Here is a 20,442-nt window from a genome sequence, read left to right on the forward strand (position 1 = left end):
GCAACCCATGTCCCCACACCAGAGCCTGGTTTTACTGGCCCGCGGTGGCTATGCCGCTCGTGGCGTCATCTACCTGATCATCGGCCTGTTCGCCCTGCTCGCCGCCAAAGACTCAAGCAACCCGAAAGACAGTCACAAGAGCCTGGAAGCGTTGCTGAGCCAACCTTTCGGCCACGCGCTGGTGGGACTGGTGGTGGCAGGGTTGCTCGCTTTCGCCGGCTGGCGCGTGTTGCAAGCCACCCGCGATGTCGACCACCACGGCCACGATCTCAAGGGCTGGGTCATTCGTGCAGGCTTGTTCGCAGGAGGCCTGGTCAACGGTGCGCTGGCATTCTTCGCATTGAGCCTGCTCATCAGCGGCCTCAGGCGGTCGAGCGGCTCCGGCGGTGATCACACCCCCGACCTGCTCGCCCGCCTGCTGTCCTGGGACCACTCGAACCTGCTGATTTACCTGATCGCCCTGGTGCCGCTGGGTGTAGGCATCGCGCACATCATCAAGGGCTGGAAAGCATCGTTCGAAAAGTACTTTGAAGTTGACGAAGACGTCATGCGTTATGTGCGCCCCGTGTCGCGCTTCGGCCTGGTCGCGCGTGGCGTGGTCTTCATCGAGATCGCCCTGTTGTTGATGGTCAGCGGCTCGGCCTACGAGGCCATGGACCCACCGGGGATGAAAGAGGCCCTCAATGCGCTCCAGAACCTGCCGGCCGGCGGTGTAGTCCTGATGGTGATGGCCTTGGGCTTGATCGCTTTTTCGGTCTACAGCTTTTCCGAAGCCGCCTGGCGCAAGATCAACATGGACGTGCCTGGAGTGCCGGACACCTGACACTGGCTTATTGCTGTGCAGGTTCCACGCGACGCATAAGATCGTTCAGCGCATACGTGTCGAGAAAAGCCTTTACCTCGGTGATCTGCCCCTGCGTGAATGTCATGTGCCATAGGTACGTGTTGTTATAGGGTTTACGATCCAGTGCGGTTGCCTGGCCGCTCCACAGCACGACCACAACGTCGTCTTCGGCAACAATGCTTTGAACGGTGGGCGAAATAGGCGTCGCCAACCGAGCACTGATCGGCCGTACGGCTTGTTCCATTAAATCGGCCTTGCTCTTGTACACGCCCGACACAGGACTGGATCCGGCGACCGTCCATGTGGCATTGGGCGCCAATAGATCGAACACGGTGCCTTTGCCTTGCTGCCAGTTCGTGAATGCCTGGCGCAGCCGATCTGCATTGGCGTTTTCCGACGCCCAGGCTGAGCTCATTGAAAAAGCCAGCGATAGTGCGATAGCTAGAGGGCGCAAAGCCGAACTCATCCGAGTGGTCATGTTGTTCTCCCAACAATGCCGTTGATAGGAAGTCGCAGGAAAACCTTAACGGCATGCGCCGGGACCCTGTAGCTCGATACTGTTGCGAATTTGCCTGATGCTGCCTGGAGAGGAGTGCTGGCGCGATTGGAGACCGGACACAACGTTGCCGACCTCAAGCCAGCTGTCGCCGATTCATCGAAGCCCGCAAGGGGTTTCTCGGCCAAGCCGTTCAAGTGGAATAAAACCGCTCTCCTTTGGAACGTTTCTTCCGTCATCGCCACTCAGGGCAAGGATGTCGCCGCTCATAGCGTCCAGATCGAGATGTGTCGGGGCGGGGGAAATGATGGCGGGTGGGCGCGTAGGCCACCGAATTCATTTGCATGCTTCTATCTGCCGATCACCAGAGGGTAATGCCATGGATACGATTAATGTGAGTGCAAACCGCGAGATGACGCGTGTACCTGATGAGCTACAGCCCGATGCAGCGCCACAGGTCTCCCACTCTCCCAACCTCGGCCCTACCGGGCTGGCGATGAGCAGCCGGCTTCAAGACCATTTCGAGGCTCACCTGGAGAGAGATGCCGACTCCGGCCACCCCCTTGCCTCGACCGCAAGCCCCCACAACAGGGAGCTGAACGCGATTCGCGATGACCGTGCCCAACGGTTAGAGGCGAAGGGCTACAACGTCCACGACATGGAGAAGGTGGAAAAAAACGCAGCCAGAGCCGACAGATTGTTTGCATCAATAAAGTCGGGGATGGGGGGGACGCCCTTTGCAGCGCTTACCGAGGCAGGTAATTTCAGCCCGTCCATCCTTCAGGTAGGGGGCCAGCATGCCAATACCGTACGCCAAGCGGCGATAGAGAACGCTATGTCATGCTTGTATGCCGGTATGGCTGATGCTGCCGGCAACAAGATGATTGCAGGCCTCAAGCCGGGTTACTACCTTAAGCCCGATAGCCAAACACTGCACCCGGCGCTTCAAGCGTCAGTGGCGCAAAAGCTGCTGGCATTGGACAAAGGCCCATTGCGCAACGCCTTCGACGAAGCCAATAAGTGGCTTGTCGGGTTTGCCGTCCGTAATACTGCGATGTACGCATCGACGCTGGCCATGACGGCTGCCGGCCGAGAGGAGCTGGATGCCATCCTGCAGCCCGCCCTACGCCCCGTCACGGCTATCCTCGTGGGCATCGCAATTGAGCATTACGCTGTGAGCCGCGATCGCACGAACCACTTGGCCGAGCCAGCAATGCTCTATGGTCGTCGAGATGCTGTACCGCAGGGGCAGCCTCATAAGCCTCTTGATCAAGAGACCGAATGGCTGGATGACTTCGAGACTTTAAAGGATCTCGATGCCACTGCCCTGGTCAAGATGGTCTCCGCGCGGCTTGGTGAAGGCTCGGCTACAGCTCTGAATGCGATCATCAGCGGCGATGCCCTGAAAGAGATCCTGGACCCGGTCAGTGTCCTGGGAAATGGCCTCCTGACTGGGGGATTTTCTGCGATGGGCGCGGCTACAACCGCCACAGCCAACTTGGCCAAGTCCAGGCAACTGGGAGCAATGGCCGCTACCGCTGCCTCGGAGGGGGTAAAAAACGTATTGGGTACTCTGGCTTTCGGGCTGTGGGCAGCCGGCGCCTCGCTAGGTGGCTCATTACCGAAAAAAGCCACCGAGGCTGTCGATGCCCATGTACCCAAAGCAGTAGAAGGGAGCGCAGATGCCGTGGGCAGAGTGGCCGTCAAAGGCGGTGAGCTTGCACTCAAGACATCGCTCAGCGGCGCCAAGTTTGCCAAAGAGGTCGCTGTTTCAGGGGCCAGCCACACCAAAAGTGCAGTTCAAGCGGCAGGGGATGGAGTCATCAGCGCCGCTGGCGTCATTGGCTCCACCTCCCAATCGGCTTGGGACAAAAGCATTGGAGCGCTGAGGCAACGCACGGTGGCCTCCTCCCAAGGCCCAGCCGTTCAAGGTCAGAACATACTCCTGCAGCCGCTCACCGCTGCGCAGACCCCAGCAACGTCCTCAGCGCCCACACGCCCCGCCGCCCAGGATGATGGAGACATTGTGTAAGGCCCGCTGGCGCCTTTAGTTCCGAGGGGAAAGCACGGATATGGACCGCCTCGGCTTGGCGCGAACAGGGTCGCTCGGTTCCGGATCGCTTTTTTCAGACGCCAAAAACCACAAACCCCCGACTTTCTCTAGGAAAATCGGGGGTTTGTGTTTATAGAATTTGGCGGTGAAGGAGAGAGTTGAAAGCACCCGATTGGGATTTTCGCGATGTCGCCCCCCCGATTTATAAGGGTTTCAGGGCGATAGTTTGCGCGCAAGTATTCCCATGGCAGTCCCATGGAATCTGTTCGGCACCAAGGGGCACGGTCACGTAAGCAGACTATTGCGTTTTTGGGGAGCAGCGTCGGCAGTGGGTAACTTTAGTAACTCACTCGTGTTTTTATGAACATCCAGAAAGCCTTGAGAGCAGAAATAACCGTTTAAGTCTCAACGGTATTGGCAGCGGTCTGCCCTTCGAGCGGTTCGTTCTGCAATGCGTGGAAGTAGGTGAACTGGCGGCCGCCTGGGTAATGGTCTTGCGGATTGCCATGAGCGACTGGGCCATGTCGTTCCAGCCGGCATCGAACTCCAGCCTTCCCTTATGGATCACCTCGTAGGCCTTCAACACCAAGCGGGTTTTAACCTCGGGCGAGTAGTTGAAGGTGGTCACAGCCCGGGCTGTGCTTGCCGATCGATTTACCCATGCACGCCAGTTCGAAGACATGCGTCAATGCGGCACCCATAACCTCACCCCGGTGGATATCCTCACCGCCGGTTTCTCCTGCCAGCACATCAGCATCGCCGGATGAAGGGAAGCAATCAGGCCACCCGAGGGCTACGCAGCGGCCTGTTTTGGGAATCCTCAAAGAGATACAACCTGGCTGGGTGGTCCTTGAAAACGTCGTTAACTTGCTCGCTGTCGACGATAGCGAAGACTTTGAGACAGTCATTCGGGCCCTTGCGGACTGGGGCATGTGGGATTTTGCCGAGTGCTTAATGCTCAATATTTCGGAGTCCCCCTGCAACGTCGTCGAATATTCCTGGTCGCCGGTTATCGACGCATGCCTTCTTCGAGTTCCTAGCTGACGCCGCGCCAGTGGACGCAATACCTCCAGCGTCTCGCTCGAGACGATGGCCATGCCCCGCGGACGCCTGGGCTGCCAATACTCTATTGGCAAACAAGGCCGGATACCAAATCGCTTAGGGCTGTACCACTTTCGTCGCTCACCCGAACGGGTGGGATCAGATAGTTGAGCGGCAACGAGCGTCTGAAATGATGGGGTTTGCATCGGACTGGATGCGGCCAACCTTGAAGAGGTTTTCAGTGCCGGAAACGCCGTTTTACGCAGGTTGCGGAGTGGGTTGGGCGGGAGCTGATGAGGAATTGACGTATCAAAAATATTTGGTCTGCAGCAGATGCGTAGCGGACTTTTAGTCAGACCACGGCAGTCAAATTTTAATTTTTCATAAATTTCAATAACTTACATAAAATAAAAAACATTACATTATTTCCCATCAATAATTTGACACTTCTCTGATTCCAGCTTTAATCAATCTCAACCAGAGAGGTGTTAAATGAGAAAACAATCGGTTTATACAGCCTGCCTCTTGCTTGCCTTTACTGGATCAACACTAGCGATTATGAAAATCGCTTATGTACCTTATAAAACAATGGGAAAAAACAACCTGCCGGTTTTGTTCGGCCATACATTCACCAACGAATACAACCCTTCAGCCTCCACCAAATTCGACCCTCAAAAATACACTCAGATAATTGCAGAGGCTACACAATTGGGATGCAGAGGAGGAGATGGACTTTCAACGCAAACGAACAAGCCACACGCAGTGCTAAGCTGTTTTCAAAAAAATAATGGCGAGGATAAAAAAACAACAATAATATACAACAAACTCAAAGATGGGATTACATCAATCACCTTTGACAGCAGCCATTTCTGCATGGCCTCCTATGCTGGAAATGGAAAATGGGTTACTGCAGGACATTGTTTTTCCGGCAAAACAGAGCCCTATGAAAACTACAAAATCCTTCTAGACAAAGCCTACTCCATCAAAGTCACAAACTGCGGCCCACTTAATTGTGACATAGCAACAGTAGAAGCGATTGGGAGCAAACTTTCTGAAACCCCTCCTGCCCCCATCATTGGTGATTTAAGCTCAGTATCAGAAGAAACACCTTTATTCATACCGGGCATAGAAATAGGAACAAAAATTCCGGGCAACAACCTTCAAGGAGTGTCACAGGTTGTGATGTGGAGCAAAATTAAAAACGCTTGCATTCCCTATGAAGTAAAACATGGATGCATAGCCTACACATGCAGCACGCTGACTGGCTTTTCTGGATCACCTGTTTACTCCATAAGCGCGGATTATCCCAAGCTTGTTGGCGTGCACTCTGGCGTCGAGCTTGGTGGTAGTTGTACCAACCATACCGTAAACCTAGCAGTAACTACTGACATTTTCGCGGGGATGCTAAAATGAAAAATGGCTTACTGATACTTTCCTCAGCTCTGCTGGCTTCCTGCAGCTGGGGCCCTAAAACCGTGAGCACTAAAAGTTACGATATCTCCGATATACATCGTAATGAATCAATAGAAGAACTTAGGGTTTTTACCAAGATCGGGGAAAAATGCGCTACAGAAACCCTAGGCAAAGAGACAGTCCTTCCCTTGGGGGCGGTAGTCCTTGGTTCAGCAATAAAACAAATTGCGGCTTACGGAAAAGAGCAAGTTGATATCGCGATAAAATACCTACAAGGCGACGTCAAAATATCCGGAAAATCGCTTTTAAGCAACGCAAATATGACCCCTGCGCCAGCACCGACTCCTTCGCCAAAATTATGCATGCTTGCAATATATGGAACATTCAAAACGACCCCTACATCAGATGACAAAAACAAGACAATACAGACCTTTAAAAAAATCCAAATCCAAAATAAAATTGATGAACGAGACAACGTTTTTATAGAAGACCTCAAAGAGTATGAGATGGCCGGAGTAAACTCAGAAAACCCTGTCGACAGCCTAATAGGCAATCCGGTATTTATGGTAGAAATGAAAGCCTACGTAGTGACGGGATCTGATCCTTCCTCCTCCAAATACTTGTATAAAGTTACTCCTACCTTTTTGTGGTACCCACACTCATTGCACAAAGGGGTATTTCAACGGGCCAAACGCGATCTCAGCGTAGAAGTAGCGTTTGCAGATGTTAAATCCATTTCTCCCCTAGATGGATTTCCTGCCGGGTTTATGTATAAAGGGAGCGATTTTGCATCTCGGTTTTCATTGGTTGAAGGCAGCAAAAGCGCGACTGTTAACGTCGTGAGCGTTACAGTAATCGAAGGACCTGACAAGGTTCCTACAGATAAAGCTCTCGCTATTGTTAACGACGCCATTAAGGCGAAAGCCGAGGAACTCTCCAAGGAAATCGAGGACAAAAACAAACCCGAACAATAAAAATTAGACTAATGCCGAATATACAACCCAGCTTGAGATCGTTTATCTCATGGCCTAATTTCTAGGCGGACTCGAGGGGATCAGTCGACGAACGTGAAAATTTTTCCGACATCGACCCTATCGAAGAGACTGACCAGATGAGGTTGAGCGCTTCCCTGCGGCGAAAACCGTAACCGCGCAAGGCGATTCGCGAGCGGTGCCCGAACCTGCTTTCCGAAAACGAAAAAAGACGCCTACCGCGTCTTTTTTCTACTCCCAGCGTTTTGTTGTCGTAGGCTGCCGCATGTGGTCTTACCGCAATATGAAGCCCATTTGGCCCAGTAATCGAGGCGGCTTGTCAGAAATAGGAAAGGCCTCACCCTGAGTATAGGTGGGACCCTTTATTTGCTAGTAATCACCAAAGCCTCGACGAAACGCCTGCGGGTGCTGACACGACCGCATGAGAGTCGATTGCACTTGTTGGCCGAGGTCTACCGCTTCTCCCCAAAGTCAAACGCCCTCATCCAGATCGGACTATCTCTCCAAAAAGTGAAGCTAGCGCACACGCTTCGGCACTCCTAGGGACGAAAACACCCTCATATTTCCCCATATCGCCCTTTTCCAGACGCCAAAAACCACAAACCCCCGACTTTCTCTAGGAAAATCGGGGGTTTGTGTTTGTAGAGTTTGGCGGTGAAGGAGAGATTCGAACTCTCGATACAGTTTCCTGTATACACACTTTCCAGGCGTGCTCCTTAAGCCACTCGGACACTTCACCGTGTCTCGGCAAACTGTTCAGTCTGTCGAGGCGCGCTAATGTAGTCGAAAGGCTTTCCGATGGCAAAGGTTTTTTTCAGAATTTTCATGCGGTTAAGGTGTTCGGGCATTTCAAACGCGTCGGAACATGGCAAACCGGCCAATCTCCGGGTGTGCGTGGAGATGAGGCCAGGGATGAAGGTAAGGCCGGATGGGCAGGCCAGAGGTTTGTCGATGTCAGGGCTGACCGGTGAGTCAGTCACGGCGCTTTACCTGGCCTGCGGCGGTGGGTAACGTCTGCCTCACTTCTCTTACAAGGAATAGCGTGATGAGCGACCTGATTGGCTACCATCTCGAAGACGGTATCGCGACCCTGACCTTGAACAACGGCAAGGTGAATGCCATCTCGCCCGATGTGATTGTCGCGCTCAACGCTGCGCTGGACCAGGCGACGGCGGATCGGGCGGTGGTGATCATCACCGGGCAACCGGGGATCCTGTCCGGTGGCTATGACCTGAAGGTCATGACGGCCGGCCCTCAGCAAGCGGTGAGCCTGGTCACGGCCGGCTCGACGCTGGCCCGTCGCCTGTTGTCGCACCCCTTCCCTGTCGTCGTCGCGTGCCCGGGGCATGCCGTGGCCAAGGGCGCGTTCCTGCTGCTGTCGGCGGACTACCGCATTGGCGTGGACGGACCGTTCAGCATCGGCCTGAATGAAGTGCAGATCGGCATGACCATGCACCACGCCGGTATCGAGCTGGCCCGTGACCGCTTGCGCAAGTCGGCCTTTCACCGCTCGGTGATCAACGCCGAGATGTTCAACCCGCAGGACGCAGTGGGTGCGGGCTTCCTCGACAAGGTGGTGTCGGCGCAGGAACTGCAAGAAGCCGCGCTGGAGGCGGCGCGTCAGTTGAAGAAACTCAACATGACCGCCCACAAGAACACCAAGTTGAAGGTGCGCAAGGCGCTGTTGGAGACACTGGACAGTGCGATCCTGCAGGATCAGGAACACTTGGGTTAACCCCTTCCACCAGCCAACATGGCTGGATCAACCCCGTGGCGAAGGATCATGCGCCTTCGCCACGGTCCTCTGTCGACTTTTCCCACCTGCCCTGTTTGAAAATCAGCGACCGGCTTAGCCTGTTTCCGCCATGCCTTCGGGGAGCGTTCCCCGTGAACGTCGTCCATCTCCTACCTCTATAGGGACAATTGCCGAAAACAGTGCACAACCGTACACTGCGCCCACTTTTGTCGCAACAGGGCCTGTAGATGCTGTTTGTACTGCGTATGTTGTTGATGGGACTGCATTTTGTCCTGGCAGGTGTGCTGGGGTTGATCCTTGGTATCTGCCGGCCGTTCAACCCGGACAACAGCCGTCTGTGCGCCCGGCTGTACGCGCTGCCGGCGATGTGGATCCTGCGCCTGCGGGTCAGGGCCGACGTCACCTCGTTGATGGATAAACCCCCGAGCTGCGTGATCATCGCCAATCATCAATCCAACTATGACCTGTTCGTGTTCGGCAACGTGGTGCCGTACCGTACCGTGTGCATTGGCAAGAAGAGCCTGAAGTGGGTGCCGCTGTTCGGGCAGTTGTTCTGGTTGGCCGGCAACGTGTTGATCGACCGTGGCAATGCCATCAGGGCACGCCGGGCGATGCTGACCACCACCCATACGCTGCAACATGAGGACACCTCGATCTGGGTGTTCCCGGAAGGCACACGCAACCTCGGGGCCGACCTGCTGCCGTTCAAGAAAGGCGCCTTTCAGATGGCCATCGCGGCCGGGGTGCCGATTATCCCGGTGTGCGTGAGCAACTACGTCAAGCACATGCACCTCAATCGCTGGCGCAGCGGTGATATTTTCATACGCTCATTACCGGCAATTCCTACAGCCGGGCTGAGCATGGATGACATGCCCCAGCTCATCGCCCAGTGCCGTGAACAGATGCGCGAGTGCATCGCCTCGCTGGACCGGCAAGCGCAAACCGCTTGAGTGCAAACCCGCCTGATGGCGGGTTTTCTTTTGCCCGCGGAAACTCGGCAGATTTTGCTGACTCTCAAATGACAGCGCACGCTAAGCTGGACGTTGCGTGCCACTGCCATTTTCCAAGAAGTGAACCATCACCATGGGTAGAGTCGTTGCTGCTGCGGTATACAGCGCCGGTAAGAAAGTCACCAATATCACCCTCGACGAAGGCAGCGCCTGGGCTGCGAAACCTGGCCATTTTGTCTGGATCGGTCTGGAAGAACCCAGCGCCCAGGAGCTGAACAACTTGCAACGCCAGTTCAACCTGCACGAACTGGCCATTGAAGATGCGATGGAAAAGCACAGCCGCCCCAAGCTGGAAACCTTCGGCGATGCCCTGTTCATCGTGACCTATTCGCCGATTCGCAAGGACGGCAAGTTGCAGTTCATCGAGACGCATATCTTTGCCGGCAAGGGCTACATCATCACCGCCCGCAACGGCCACTCGGCATCCTACGCCCACGTCCGACAACGCTGTGAGGCGCGTCCACTTCTGCTGGAGCACGGGGAAGATTTCGTGCTCTACGCCATCCTCGATTTCGTGATTGAAAACTACCAGCCGATGGGCGAAGCCATTCATGCCGAGATCGATGAACTGGAGCACCACGTGCTGTGCAGCGCCTTGAACGAGCGGGACATCCAGAATCTGCACAGCCTGCGCCGTGACGTGTTGCGCCTGCGTCGTTATGCGGCGCCGATGGTGGAGATCAGCGAAGAGTTGCAGAAGCTCAACTTCCCGTTCATCGACAAGAACATGCGCCCATACTTCCGCGACGTGCAGATTCACGTCACGCGGCAGATGGAGGACCTGACGACCCTGGCGGACATCGCCAGCCAGACCATCGAAGTCGGTGTACTGCTCGAGGCCTCACGCCAGAGCGTGGTCCAGCGCAAGTTCGCGGCGTGGGCGGCGATCCTGGCGTTTCCGACGGCGGTGGCCGGGATCTACGGGATGAATTTCCAGGACATGCCGGAGTTGAGCTGGCACTACGGCTACTTCACGGTGCTGGGGGTGATTACCATTGGGTGCACGGCATTGTGGGCCAGCTTCAAGCGCTCGGGTTGGCTGTAGCGGTTCAGCCCGCGGCGCGGGGATTGGGCCGACCTCTTCGCGAGCAGGCTCACTGCCACAGTGACTGGGGGTCACTGTGGCACTTGGGTCAGCCCAATGGCATCAACCCTGGGTCGCGGCCTCGGGCTTGTGGGCAACGAAGCGCATCATCCACTCCGCCACGGTCGTGCCATGGTGCTCCTGGTCGAGGCTGGCCACGCCCTGGCTGTAGACCTGCTCGCCCAGGTGCTGCTGCCGAAGCTCCAGCAAGGCGCGGGAGTAATCGTGGATGAATTCCGGATGCCCCTGGAAGCACAGCACCTGGTCGTTGATGTGGTAGGCGGCGTACGGGCAGAAATCGCTCGAAGCGATCACCGTGGCGTTTTCGGGCAATTCGGTGACCTGGTCCTGGTGGCTGATCAGCAGCGTCAGTTCTTCTTTCACCGGGCTCATCCACGGCGCCTTGGCGGCGAGTTTGTAGCGATGGGTGCCGACACCCCAGCCCTGGGTGGCGCGCTCGGTCTTGCCGCCCAGCAGCAAGGCCAGCAATTGATGACCAAAGCACACGCCGAGCAGCTTGTCGCCCCGCTGGTAGCGGTCCAGCAGGTAGGTCTTGAGGGTTTGAATCCAAGGGTCGGTGCCAAAGGAGTCGGCCTTGCTGCCGGTCACCAAATAAGCGTCGAACTGTTCGCTATCGTCGGGGTAATGCCCCTCCATCACGTTGTACACGATAAATTGCGCCGCGATGGGCTGCTGTGAAAACAGCCGCTGGAACATCTGCCCGTACCCCTGATATTGGTCGACCAGTTCCGGACGCAGGATATCGGTTTCCAGAATGCAGATGCGTAACGACATAAAAAATACCTGACACGTGATGGGAATATTGCACACCCCAGAGCCTGCCCTGAAACACGGTCCCAAGGCAAGCCCCTCACGGCGTCTCAGAACAGTTCCTGGCGAGCGGCTTTTTCCAACAGCAAGGCCGGCGGCGAGAAGCGTTCACCGTACTGCTCGGCGAGGTATTGGGCGCGAGCGACGAAATCCGGCAAGCCGTACTGATTGATGAACTGCAAGGCGCCACCGGTCCAGGCCGCAAAGCCGATGCCGAAGATCGAGCCGACGTTGGCATCGGCGGTCGACGTGAGCACACCTTCCTCCACGCAACGCACGGTTTCCAAGGCTTGGATAAACAGCAGGCGATCGCGGACATCCTGCGGTGAAATCTGCCCGTCGGCTTGCTCGAAGCGGCTCTTGAGACCCGGCCAGAGATGCTTCGACCCGGTGGTCGGGTAATCATAGAAACCACCGCCCGCGGCCTTGCCCGGTCGCTTGTATTCGTTGAGCAGTACGTCGATCACGGCGAAGGCCGGGTGTTCGCTCGGTGCTGTCCCTTCGGCCTGCAGGTCCTTGGCGGTTTGCACGCGGATATGGTTCATCAGGCTGAGGGACACTTCGTCAGCGATCGCCAGGGGACCGACCGGCATTCCGGCCTTGCGCGCCTCGGTCTCGATCATCGGCGCGCTCACACCTTCGCCGAGCATGGCGATGCCCTCGCTGGTATAGGTGCCGAACACCCGGGAGGTAAAGAAGCCGCGGCTGTCGTTGACCACTATCGGCGTCTTGTTGATCTGCAGGACAAAGTCGAAGGCCCGCGCCAAGGTTTCATCGCCGGTGCGTGCCCCCTTGATGATCTCCACCAGGGGCATTTTCTCCACCGGGCTGAAGAAATGCAGGCCGATGAACCGGCTCGGGTCAGGCACCGCCGTGGCCAGGCCGGTGATGGGCAAGGTCGAGGTGTTGGAAGCGATCACCGCCTCAGGCCCCGCCACGGCCTGGGCGGCCGCCGACACCTGAGCCTTCAAGGCGCGGTCCTCGAACACCGCCTCGATGATCAGGTCGCAACCGGCCAGGTCCGCGTCGCTGCCGGTGGCATGGATCCGCGCCAGCGTGGCGTCGCGCTGCTCGACAGTGAGCTGGCCGCGGGCGATCTTCTTGTCCAGCAGCGCCGCCGAACGGGCCTTGCCCTTTTGCGCTGCGGCCAGGTCGACATCCTTGAGCACCACGTCGATACCGGCCACGGCGCTGACGTAGGCAATGCCGGCGCCCATCATGCCGGCCCCCAGGACGCCAACTTTCTTCGTCAGAGACTGCGCAAAACCGTGTGGGCGAGAGCCGCCAGCCTTGATCTCGTTGAGCTGGAACCAGAAGGTCCCGATCAGGTTCTTGGCCACCTGGCCGGTGACCAATTCAGTGAAATAGCGGGTTTCGATCAGGTGAGCGGTGTTGAAATCCACCTGAGCGCCTTCCACGGCCGCGCAGAGTATCTTCTCCGGCGCGGGCAGGCAGCCTTGGGTCTTGTTGCGCAGGATCGAAGGCATGATCGCCAGCATCTGCGCCATTTTTGGCTCGGTCGACGTGCCACCTGGGATCCGGTAGCCCTTCACGTCCCATGGCTGGGCCACGCCGGGGTTGGCCAGGATCCAGGCCCGGGCCTTGGCCAACAGCTCGTCACGGTCTGCCGCCAGCGCGTCGATCAATCCTGCCTGCAACGCCTGTTGCGGGCGAACCTTCTTGCCTTCCAGCAGATACGGCAACGCCTGCTCCAGGCCGAGCAGGCGGACCATGCGCACCACCCCGCCGCCGCCCGGCAACAGGCCGAGGGTGACTTCCGGCAGGCCGATCTGCACCGACGGATGATCCAGCGCCACCCGATGATGGCAAGCCAGGCAGATCTCCCAACCACCCCCCAGCGCCGCGCCGTTGATCGCCGCCACTACCGGTTTGCCGAGGGTTTCCAGGGTGCGCAATTGCGCCTTGAGATCCAGGACGCTGGCGTAGAACGCCTGGGCCTCGGGCTTGCCGACCTTGACCAGCTCGTTGAGGTCGCCGCCAGCAAAAAAGGTCTTCTTGGCCGAGGTGATGATCACACCGGCGATTGACGCCTTCTCGGCGATCAGACGGGACAGGCAGGCCGCCATGGCCTCCCGGTACGCCGCATTCATGGTGTTGGCGCTCTGGCCCGGCAGGTCGAGGGTCAGGACGACGATCCGGTCGGCGCCGGTTTCGTAACGGATGGCATCGGTCATGAAAAGTGTTCCTTGAAGTCGGGCTCAGAGGCGTTCGATGACGGTGGCAATGCCCATCCCGCCGCCGACACACAGGGTCGCCAGGCCATAACGCAGGCGCCGTGCCTCCAATTCATCGAGCAAGGTGCCGAGGATCGCGCACCCGGTGGCGCCCAACGGATGCCCCAAGGCAATGGAGCCGCCATTGACGTTGACCTTGGCGGGGTCAATGGCCATGTCCTTGATGAACTTGAGCACCACCGAGGCGAAGGCTTCGTTGACTTCGAACAGGTCGATGTCCTCCACCCGCAACCCGGCCTTGACCAAGGCCTTGCGAGTGGCCGGGGCCGGGCCGGTGAGCATGATGGTCGGGTCGGTGCTGGTGACGGCCGTGGCGACGATGCGCGCCCGCGGTTGCAGGCCCATTGCCCGCCCCTTGGCTTCGGAGCCGATCAACATCGCCGCCGCACCGTCGACGATGCCGGAACTGTTGCCCGGCGTGTGCACATGGTGGATGCGCTCGACATGGCTGTAGACCCGCAGCGCGGTGCCGTCGAACCCCATCTGGCCCATGGCTTCGAAACTCGGCTTGAGCTGGCCCAGGCCTTCGAGCGTGGAGTCGGCACGAATGAATTCATCATGGTCCAGCAGCACAATGCCATTCTGGTCCCGTACCGCCACCAGGGACTTATCGAACGCTCCCTCAGCCCGGGCTCGCGCCGCCTTTTGCTGGGAATGCAGCGCATAGGCATCGACTGCCTCGCGGCTGAAACCTTCGAGCGTGGCGATCAGGTCGGCGCCAATCCCCTGGGGAATGAAATGACCGTGCAGGTTGGATTGCGGGTCCAATGCCCACGCGCCGCCATCGCTGCCCATGGGCACCCGGGACATCGATTCGACGCCGCCCGCCACCACCAGGTCCTCGAACCCGGAGCGCACCTTCATGGCCGCCAGGTTCACCGCTTCCAGGCCGGAGGCGCAGAACCGGTTGAGCTGTACACCCGCAACGCTGACATCCCAGTCGGCCACCAGCGCGGCGGTCTTGGCGATGTCGGCGCCCTGTTCGCCCACCGGCGTCACGCATCCGAGCACGATGTCGTCGACCTGGCTGGTGTCCAGGTCCATGCGTTGCTGCAAGGCGCCGAGCAAGCCGCCCATCAGGTTCACCGGCTTGACGCTGTGCAAGGCACCGTCGGCCTTGCCCTTGCCACGGGGCGTGCGCACGGCATCGAAAATCAAAGCTTGGGTCATGACGTCCTCGGGGCGTAATGCGAGGTCTTCACCATAAGCCCAACGGCGTCGGATTCAATGACCGCAGCGCTCAATGACGTTGACGGCCACGCTCAGACGAACGGTAGTGAGCTATCGGGTTAACCGTTTCAGGAGAGCGAGCTGTCTAGCCAAAGGGCCTTCAAGAAGGTGGCAATAGGCCTCATGCCGTTTTAATAGAAAAAATACAGCCATTGATACGAATTGGATCTAAGCCAAGCCGGCTGCGGCCCCTAATGTAATCCTTGTACAAGAAAGTCGTCGGGTTTTGCCGAGGCACTTGTCAAACAGGAAGTGCAACGCCAGCCGTCATGGAGATGCAGGCTGGCCTCAGGAAATAACAATAAAGGCGGGTCAGCCATGTTCAAACATTCGAAAGTTCGTCAAGCCGGGCTCATTCTCTTTGCCACGACGCTGCTGTTGATCTTGCCGAACATCACCAAGGTGATCGGCTGAGTCGTACGCGCGCCGCCTGCATCCAGACATCTGCATCACCAAAAAAGTAGCGGGGCTCGTTGTTCGGGTCGGGGTGGCTGTGCCAATCTTTGCGCTCCCCTCGACACGGAAGGCGACCCCCTTGAAAGCTCTCCTCATGATCGGGGCGCTGCTGCTCAGCTCGCCCTTGTATGCCGCGCAGTTGGTGCTGGACCTCGGCGCGAATGCGCGCACCTGGCAAACCGAGGCCTTGCTCAAGCACCCCGAAGCCCGGACGATCCAGATCGCTGAGGACGTTTCCTACAAGAAGCCAATGACATATCGCGCCGTGCCGCTGGCGGCGCTGTTGACGGGGGTGCAGCCAAGCGATCATCTGCAGGCCGTTGCCCTGGATGGCTTCGCGGCAGAAATGCCCGCCGCGCCGCTGCTCGAACGCCACGGTGCGCGAGCCTGGCTCGCGATCGAAGACCCGGCCAGCCCATGGCCGCCGCTGAGTGAAGGCAAGTCCAGCGCCGGACCTTTCTACCTGGTCTGGACGGATCCCCAGGCGGGCCCCATCAGCCCCGAGCAATGGCCCTACGCGGTCGCCACCATCAAGCGCTTGCCGGCGGTGGCCGAACGCTTCCCTGCCCTGCTGCCGGCCGCCAGCCTGGCGAAGGACGACCCGGTCAACAAAGGTTTCGAACTGTTCCAGAAGCATTGCCTGGCGTGCCATCGACTCAACGGCGCAGGCGACGCGCAATTCGGGCCGGACCTGAACATCCCCTTCAATCCGACCGAGTACTTCTCCGGCGATTTTCTCAAGCACTACATCCGTGACCCGCAAGGCCTGCGCCGCTGGCCCCAGGGCAAGATGCCGGGGTTTTCGGCGGCGGTGCTGCCAGATTCGGAACTGGACCTGCTGGTGGGCTACCTCAAGCACATGGCGGGGCGCAAGCAACCCCAATGACCCTGGCGCGGGCGGGCCGTGCTCGACAGCGGTTGCGGGGCCAGCCCGGGCCACACATGAAAACGGCCGACCCCAAGGTCAGCCGTTGTTCGGGTTACGCAGGTAGGCAATCAGCCCTGCAGGCGTCGGATCTCCTGCTTGACTCCCCACCCCTCGATGACGCCGCCCAAGGGTTCCACGACGGCCTCGAAATCTTGCTCGAAGTCTCCAATGTCATCGTAGGTCGCGTACATCACCCGGCTCAATTCCAACGACCATGCCCCGTCGTCCCGGGCACTGACCTGCGCGTTCAACGACTCGCCCCGAAATTGACCTGCCGCCCTGCGCGCCCGCTCCTCGTCCGGGAAAATGGCGTAGAACTCGATGGGATGGAATCGGGAAAAATCGAAACCGCCTTCTTTCATGCGGCGCAACACGTGGGTGCTGATGTCTTCTTGATAGGCTGTGCTCATGAAACGTCCTCCTAACAGATGGATAGACTTTCCGTCTTCCCGTGCGTGCCACCCGGAGGTTGCAGGCGATACGGCATCAAATTGCCGTCGGGACACAAGCATGTAGCTGACAAGACCGGACCTTGGCGATCCTTTCGCTGATCTCAATTGCAGAGTAGCTTCAAGTGATGGCCACTGCCAAGCGAGGCCAGCCAACGATTTCATGAAATCGATTTAATGCTGATGATTTCAATACTGTGCTGGGACTTGAGATTCTTGACCGTCGGGTCCTCGGTGCGCCCTTCCAGATCGTTGAGGTCCAGCTTTGCGGGCACCGGCAGCAGCTTTTCGCGAATCAATTGCGCCGCCTGTTCCATCGTGGGCTCCTGTTCATAGTCGAACTGCTCGGCGATGGCTTCGCCATGATCATCCACGAAAGTGATTTCCCACTTTTGCATCGGTATCTCCTTGATCAATTCAGGGCCGGGATTACCTTTATCTCGACATTGAGGGCTGAACAATCGTTCCACCAGGCCGGTGGACGGCACACATGAAAAGACCGCCACGTGGGCGGTCTCGCGAGGCTCACGCGGCGATTATTTTTCGGCGCGGTCCCTCAGGGCTTTCAAGGTGTTGAACGGCGCATCCACCACGAACTTGTTCGCCAGCCAGGACGGTACATCGCCTCCTGGTTCGGTGTGGACCTGATAGGTCACCTCGATCTGGTCGGCGCCCTTGGGCGCGAACTTCCAATAGCCGTCGACCTGGGTGACGCGCACGAAACCCTTTTCTTCCGGCAGGTAGGTCGGCACGCCCTTGAGCTTGCGGGTCAGGCTGCCATCGGCGCCTTCTTCGGTGGTGACTTCCAACACCGAGTCCCGGGAGGTCACCGGCCATGGCGTGTTGAACTGGGTGTAGGTCCAGCTCTGATTGCCTTCGTGCTTGAGCAGCTTCTGGCTCTTGCATTCATGAATCCACGCACAGGCACCCGGCACGTCTTCCTGCAGGGCGCGCAGCTTGGCCATGGTGGTTTTCATCACGGTCACGCCGCGATAGGCCTTGTACTTGGAGCCGGCCACTTCGCTGAGCGAAACCTTGATGCCGTCCTGCTCCTTGGCGACCTGCCAGTCTTCCGCCTGAGCGGTTGCGGTTGCCATCAACACGGTCAACCCACACAACATGGCCATACGATGCAGCGAACCCATGGTTTTTTTCCTTATTGTTCGTTCATTTGAATTGCGCACAGTGCCCCATTACGCCGCCGTGACTTGCTCCCACCAGTCGATCAGGCGGATGGCTTCTTCACGGCTGCTGCCGCACACCTCGATGTCTGCCTGGAACCCCGAGCACACGGCCGGACGCTGCGGCTGACCGAAAATCAGGCACAGATTATCGACCGACAACTGCACGCAACGTTCTCCCGCCGGCTTGCCGTCGGGCATGCCAGGGATCGGTGAACTGATGGAAGGGGCGATGCAGCAGGCGCCACAGCCTTCACGGCATTTCATGCGACGACATCCTCACGGCGGTAATGGTTGGTAACAAACACAGAGTAACGGCTAAAACACCTGTTTTAAATTACTGGCTGCGTGTTTTTTTGACCACGGCACGCATGACCGATCGGTCAGCGACGAACTGCATGATGGCACCGGTTTATTGCTTGAATTCGAAGTCCAGTGCCGCGCCCTCCAATTCACTGCGCTCGGGGTTGCGCAGGGGCAGTTGCATCTCGTTGCTCAGCAAACGGCCATTGAGTTGGAAGGGACCGGGCTTCTGGCCGAACATGGACGGCAACAGCGGCTCATGCTTGGGCGTCACCACCTTGCCCGGCGGCTGCAACGCCTCGACCATGTCGTGGGGCAGGCTCAAGTCCAGCTTCGCGGGGGGCAACGGGGTCTTGGCGACCTCACGGGCGGATTTGCTCTTGGACGCGATGGGCGCGCGTTTTTTCTTCGTCGCGGCGGGTTTCTTCACCGGGGCTTTCTTGGCCACGACGGGTTTCTTCGAGGCATCGCGGGTGGCGCTGGCGGCCGGTTTATCCTGCGCCGAAGCCGCCATGACACCTCCCGCCTGAAACGCGGTGAGCAGGCCGATCAAAACCCAGGCAGCAGGAGCAATGGCTTTCATAACACACAACGGCAATAACGGCAGAGGCCCCCATGCTCGCCTGATAATGAGGCGCTGACAAGCACATCAGGCTAAGGTGCTGATTCCTATAAAAACCCGTTGGCGGTCTCTTGGCACAGTTGGGTGGCCAATAGCCCCAGTGTCATCAAGGCCCGCTCTGCCTCGCGGTTCCACGGCGTACCGCAGTTCAGGCGGATGCAATGGTTGAACTGCTCGGTGTTACTGAAGATCAGCCCCGGCGCAATACTGATGCCCTGCTGCAATGCCCGGACGTGCAGCTCTTGGGTGTTGACCCGGCCCGGCAGGCTGACCCACAGGATGAAACCGCCGGTGGGACGGCTCATCTGAGTGCCTTCGGGGAAGTACTGCTGCACCGCCAACTGGAAAGCACTGAGGTTCTTTCGGTACTCCTGGCGGATATAGCGCAGGTGGCGGTCATACCCGCCATTTTCCAGGTACGCCGCGATCCCCATCTGCGTGACGCTGCACGCCGAATGGGTGCTGAAGGTCTGCAAGCGCTGGATTTCCTGCTGGAACTTGCCGGCGATCATCCAACCGATGCGTACGCCCGGCGACAACGTCTTGGAAAAACTCGAGCAATATATGACCCGGTCCAGCCGATCGTAGGCCTTGAGGGCCTTGGTCCGCCCTTGCTCGAACATCAGTTCGCCGTAGATATCGTCCTCGACGATCTGGATGTCGAAGTCCGATGCCAGGCGCAACAATTGTTTCTGCCGCTCCTCGGGCATGGTGCCGCCCAACGGGTTGCTCAGGCGCGTGGTCAGCACCAGCGCCTTGATCGACCATTGGTTGGCCGCCAGTTGCAGGGCTTCAAGGCTCATGCCGGTAACCGGGTCGCTGGGGATCTCGATGACCTTGAGGCCCAGCAGGTCGGCCAGTTGCAACAAGCCATAGTAAGTCGGCGACTCGGCGGCGATCAGGTCCCCCGGTCGGGTCAGTACCCGCAAGGACATCTGCAAGGCATCGACGCAACCGTGGGTGATCACTACTTCGGAGGGGTCCACCACCACGCCGGCATCGCGCATGCGAATCGCCACCTGGCGTCGCAACGGCTCGAAGCCCGGGCTGAACATGTAGCTGAAGGCCCGTGGGCTGTGGAAGCGCGTGACCTTCGCCAACTGCTGATGCAACGCCCGCACCGGTAAGTAGTCGACGCTAGGCACCGCCGCTCCCAAGGGAAACACCCCCTCGCGGCGCGATTCGACCAGTACCTGCTGGATGATGCTGCTGCGCGTCACCAGCCCCGGCCGCTCTACCCGGGCGATGTCCGGCGTCGGCGCCGTCAGGGCCGGCGTCTGGTGCACGTAGTAACCCGATTGCGGCCGCGCGCGAATCAACCCCTGGTCTTCAAGGTTCGCGTAGGCCTGCAATACCGTGGCGTGGCTGACATTGAGCTGCGAGCTCATCTTGCGCACCGACGGCACGCGCTCCCCGGGCTGGTACACACCGCGCCGGATGTCTTCAGCCAGCTGTTGAGCAATACGTTGATAGAGCAGAAGGTTGGTCATGACGCAGC

Annotated in this window: 20 protein-coding genes, 1 tRNA gene and 1 pseudogene; 9 read left to right on the forward strand and 13 right to left on the reverse strand. The window is 58.4% G+C overall.

The features are described from left to right. The first annotated feature begins 7 nt into the window (after positions 1–7). Positions 8–823, forward strand: coding sequence for a DUF1206 domain-containing protein (locus V3H56_RS18850; RefSeq protein ID WP_338473752.1), 816 nt, complete (start codon positions 8–10; stop codon positions 821–823). Positions 824–830: 7 nt separating this feature from the next. Here V3H56_RS18850 and V3H56_RS18855 read toward each other — a convergent pair whose 3' ends face one another. Beyond that, positions 831–1,310 carry a nuclear transport factor 2 family protein gene (locus V3H56_RS18855; RefSeq protein ID WP_123578315.1) on the reverse strand — a complete coding sequence of 160 codons (480 nt, stop codon included), beginning with the start codon at positions 1,308–1,310 and terminating at the stop codon, positions 831–833. 409 nt (positions 1,311–1,719) lie between these two features. On the opposite strand from V3H56_RS18855, the gene V3H56_RS18860 reads away from it, so the two are divergent. Beyond that, positions 1,720–3,372, forward strand: coding sequence for a RopAA-2 (locus tag V3H56_RS18860; RefSeq protein WP_338473753.1), 1,653 nt, complete (start codon positions 1,720–1,722; stop codon positions 3,370–3,372). 419 nt (positions 3,373–3,791) lie between these two features. Here V3H56_RS18860 and V3H56_RS18865 read toward each other — a convergent pair. Further along, positions 3,792–4,021: pseudogene (locus tag V3H56_RS18865) on the reverse strand (terminase); the annotation flags it as partial. Between V3H56_RS18865 and V3H56_RS18870 the strand changes: the two are divergent. The 3 genes from V3H56_RS18870 (at position 4,008) to V3H56_RS18880 (ending at position 6,821) form a co-directional block, all read left to right on the forward strand. Beyond that, the gene (locus V3H56_RS18870; protein WP_123578488.1) at positions 4,008–4,160 is read left to right on the forward strand and encodes a DNA cytosine methyltransferase; all 153 of its coding nucleotides are present in this window, start codon (positions 4,008–4,010) and stop codon (positions 4,158–4,160) included. The pseudogene V3H56_RS18865 and the gene V3H56_RS18870 sit on opposite strands and share 14 nt — an antisense overlap. 766 nt (positions 4,161–4,926) lie before the next feature. Then, on the forward strand, positions 4,927–5,847 hold the full coding sequence (locus tag V3H56_RS18875; protein ID WP_338473754.1) for a trypsin-like serine protease: 921 nt from the start codon (positions 4,927–4,929) through the stop codon (positions 5,845–5,847). Beyond that, positions 5,844–6,821 carry a hypothetical protein gene (locus V3H56_RS18880; RefSeq protein WP_152622924.1) on the forward strand — a complete coding sequence of 326 codons (978 nt, stop codon included), beginning with the start codon at positions 5,844–5,846 and terminating at the stop codon, positions 6,819–6,821. The genes V3H56_RS18875 and V3H56_RS18880 overlap by 4 nt, the downstream gene beginning before the upstream one ends. A gap of 667 nt (positions 6,822–7,488) precedes the next feature. On the opposite strand, the gene V3H56_RS18885 is transcribed toward V3H56_RS18880, so the two are convergent. Further along, positions 7,489–7,578 (reverse strand) — tRNA-Ser (locus V3H56_RS18885). Next, the gene (locus V3H56_RS18890) at positions 7,574–7,819 is read right to left on the reverse strand and encodes a hypothetical protein (protein ID WP_338473755.1); all 246 of its coding nucleotides are present in this window, start codon (positions 7,817–7,819) and stop codon (positions 7,574–7,576) included. The genes V3H56_RS18885 and V3H56_RS18890 overlap by 5 nt, the downstream gene beginning before the upstream one ends. Before the next feature lie 65 nt (positions 7,820–7,884). Between V3H56_RS18890 and V3H56_RS18895 the strand changes: the two genes are divergently transcribed. The 3 genes from V3H56_RS18895 to V3H56_RS18905 all read left to right on the forward strand — a co-directional run bounded on the left by V3H56_RS18895 (position 7,885) and on the right by V3H56_RS18905 (position 10,650). After that, positions 7,885–8,574 carry a crotonase/enoyl-CoA hydratase family protein gene (locus V3H56_RS18895; protein WP_042730335.1) on the forward strand — a complete coding sequence of 230 codons (690 nt, stop codon included), beginning with the start codon at positions 7,885–7,887 and terminating at the stop codon, positions 8,572–8,574. A gap of 248 nt (positions 8,575–8,822) precedes the next feature. Then, positions 8,823–9,545 carry a 1-acylglycerol-3-phosphate O-acyltransferase gene (locus V3H56_RS18900; RefSeq protein WP_047736406.1) on the forward strand — a complete coding sequence of 241 codons (723 nt, stop codon included), beginning with the start codon at positions 8,823–8,825 and terminating at the stop codon, positions 9,543–9,545. A 133-nt stretch (positions 9,546–9,678) separates the two neighbouring features. Beyond that, positions 9,679–10,650: a magnesium and cobalt transport protein CorA gene (locus V3H56_RS18905; RefSeq protein ID WP_042730333.1), complete on the forward strand. Its 972-nt coding sequence runs from the start codon at positions 9,679–9,681 to the stop codon at positions 10,648–10,650. Between the two features lie 102 nt (positions 10,651–10,752). Here V3H56_RS18905 and V3H56_RS18910 read toward each other — a convergent pair whose 3' ends face one another. The 3 genes from V3H56_RS18910 to V3H56_RS18920 all read right to left on the reverse strand — a co-directional run bounded on the left by V3H56_RS18910 (position 10,753) and on the right by V3H56_RS18920 (position 14,945). Then, on the reverse strand, positions 10,753–11,484 hold the full coding sequence (locus V3H56_RS18910; RefSeq protein ID WP_042730332.1) for an amidotransferase: 732 nt from the start codon (positions 11,482–11,484) through the stop codon (positions 10,753–10,755). Between the two features lie 86 nt (positions 11,485–11,570). Next, a complete protein-coding gene (locus V3H56_RS18915) occupies positions 11,571–13,715 on the reverse strand; it encodes a 3-hydroxyacyl-CoA dehydrogenase NAD-binding domain-containing protein (RefSeq protein WP_047736407.1) in 2,145 nt (714 codons plus the stop codon). A 24-nt stretch (positions 13,716–13,739) separates the two neighbouring features. Next, positions 13,740–14,945, reverse strand: coding sequence for an acetyl-CoA C-acetyltransferase (locus tag V3H56_RS18920; RefSeq protein ID WP_047736408.1), 1,206 nt, complete (start codon positions 14,943–14,945; stop codon positions 13,740–13,742). Between the two features lie 595 nt (positions 14,946–15,540). Here V3H56_RS18920 and V3H56_RS18925 point away from each other — a divergent pair. Then, positions 15,541–16,347, forward strand: coding sequence for a cytochrome c (locus tag V3H56_RS18925; RefSeq protein ID WP_047736409.1), 807 nt, complete (start codon positions 15,541–15,543; stop codon positions 16,345–16,347). Positions 16,348–16,457: 110 nt separating this feature from the next. On the opposite strand, the gene V3H56_RS18930 is transcribed toward V3H56_RS18925, so the two are convergent. From V3H56_RS18930 to V3H56_RS18955, 6 genes are all read right to left on the reverse strand, one after another. Beyond that, positions 16,458–16,799, reverse strand: a complete 342-nt coding sequence (locus tag V3H56_RS18930) for a ribonuclease E inhibitor RraB (protein ID WP_042732242.1) — start codon at positions 16,797–16,799, stop codon at positions 16,458–16,460. Between the two features lie 200 nt (positions 16,800–16,999). Beyond that, complete coding sequence (locus V3H56_RS18935; RefSeq protein ID WP_042732241.1) at positions 17,000–17,236, reverse strand: hypothetical protein; 237 nt, start codon at positions 17,234–17,236, stop codon at positions 17,000–17,002. Positions 17,237–17,374: 138 nt separating this feature from the next. Further along, complete coding sequence (locus V3H56_RS18940; protein WP_042732240.1) at positions 17,375–17,983, reverse strand: START domain-containing protein; 609 nt, start codon at positions 17,981–17,983, stop codon at positions 17,375–17,377. 48 nt (positions 17,984–18,031) lie between these two features. Further along, entirely contained in the window at positions 18,032–18,286 is a 255-nt protein-coding gene (locus V3H56_RS18945) for a YkgJ family cysteine cluster protein (RefSeq protein WP_042732239.1), read from the reverse strand. A 145-nt stretch (positions 18,287–18,431) separates the two neighbouring features. After that, on the reverse strand, positions 18,432–18,905 hold the full coding sequence (locus V3H56_RS18950) for a hypothetical protein (RefSeq protein WP_047736410.1): 474 nt from the start codon (positions 18,903–18,905) through the stop codon (positions 18,432–18,434). An 86-nt stretch (positions 18,906–18,991) separates the two neighbouring features. Then, positions 18,992–20,434, reverse strand: coding sequence for a PLP-dependent aminotransferase family protein (locus tag V3H56_RS18955; protein WP_014339472.1), 1,443 nt, complete (start codon positions 20,432–20,434; stop codon positions 18,992–18,994). Positions 20,435–20,442 lie beyond the last annotated feature (8 nt).

The organism is Pseudomonas sp. MS646 (assembly GCF_036693845.1).
Taxonomy (GTDB): Bacteria; Pseudomonadota; Gammaproteobacteria; order Pseudomonadales; family Pseudomonadaceae; genus Aquipseudomonas; species Aquipseudomonas chlororaphis_E.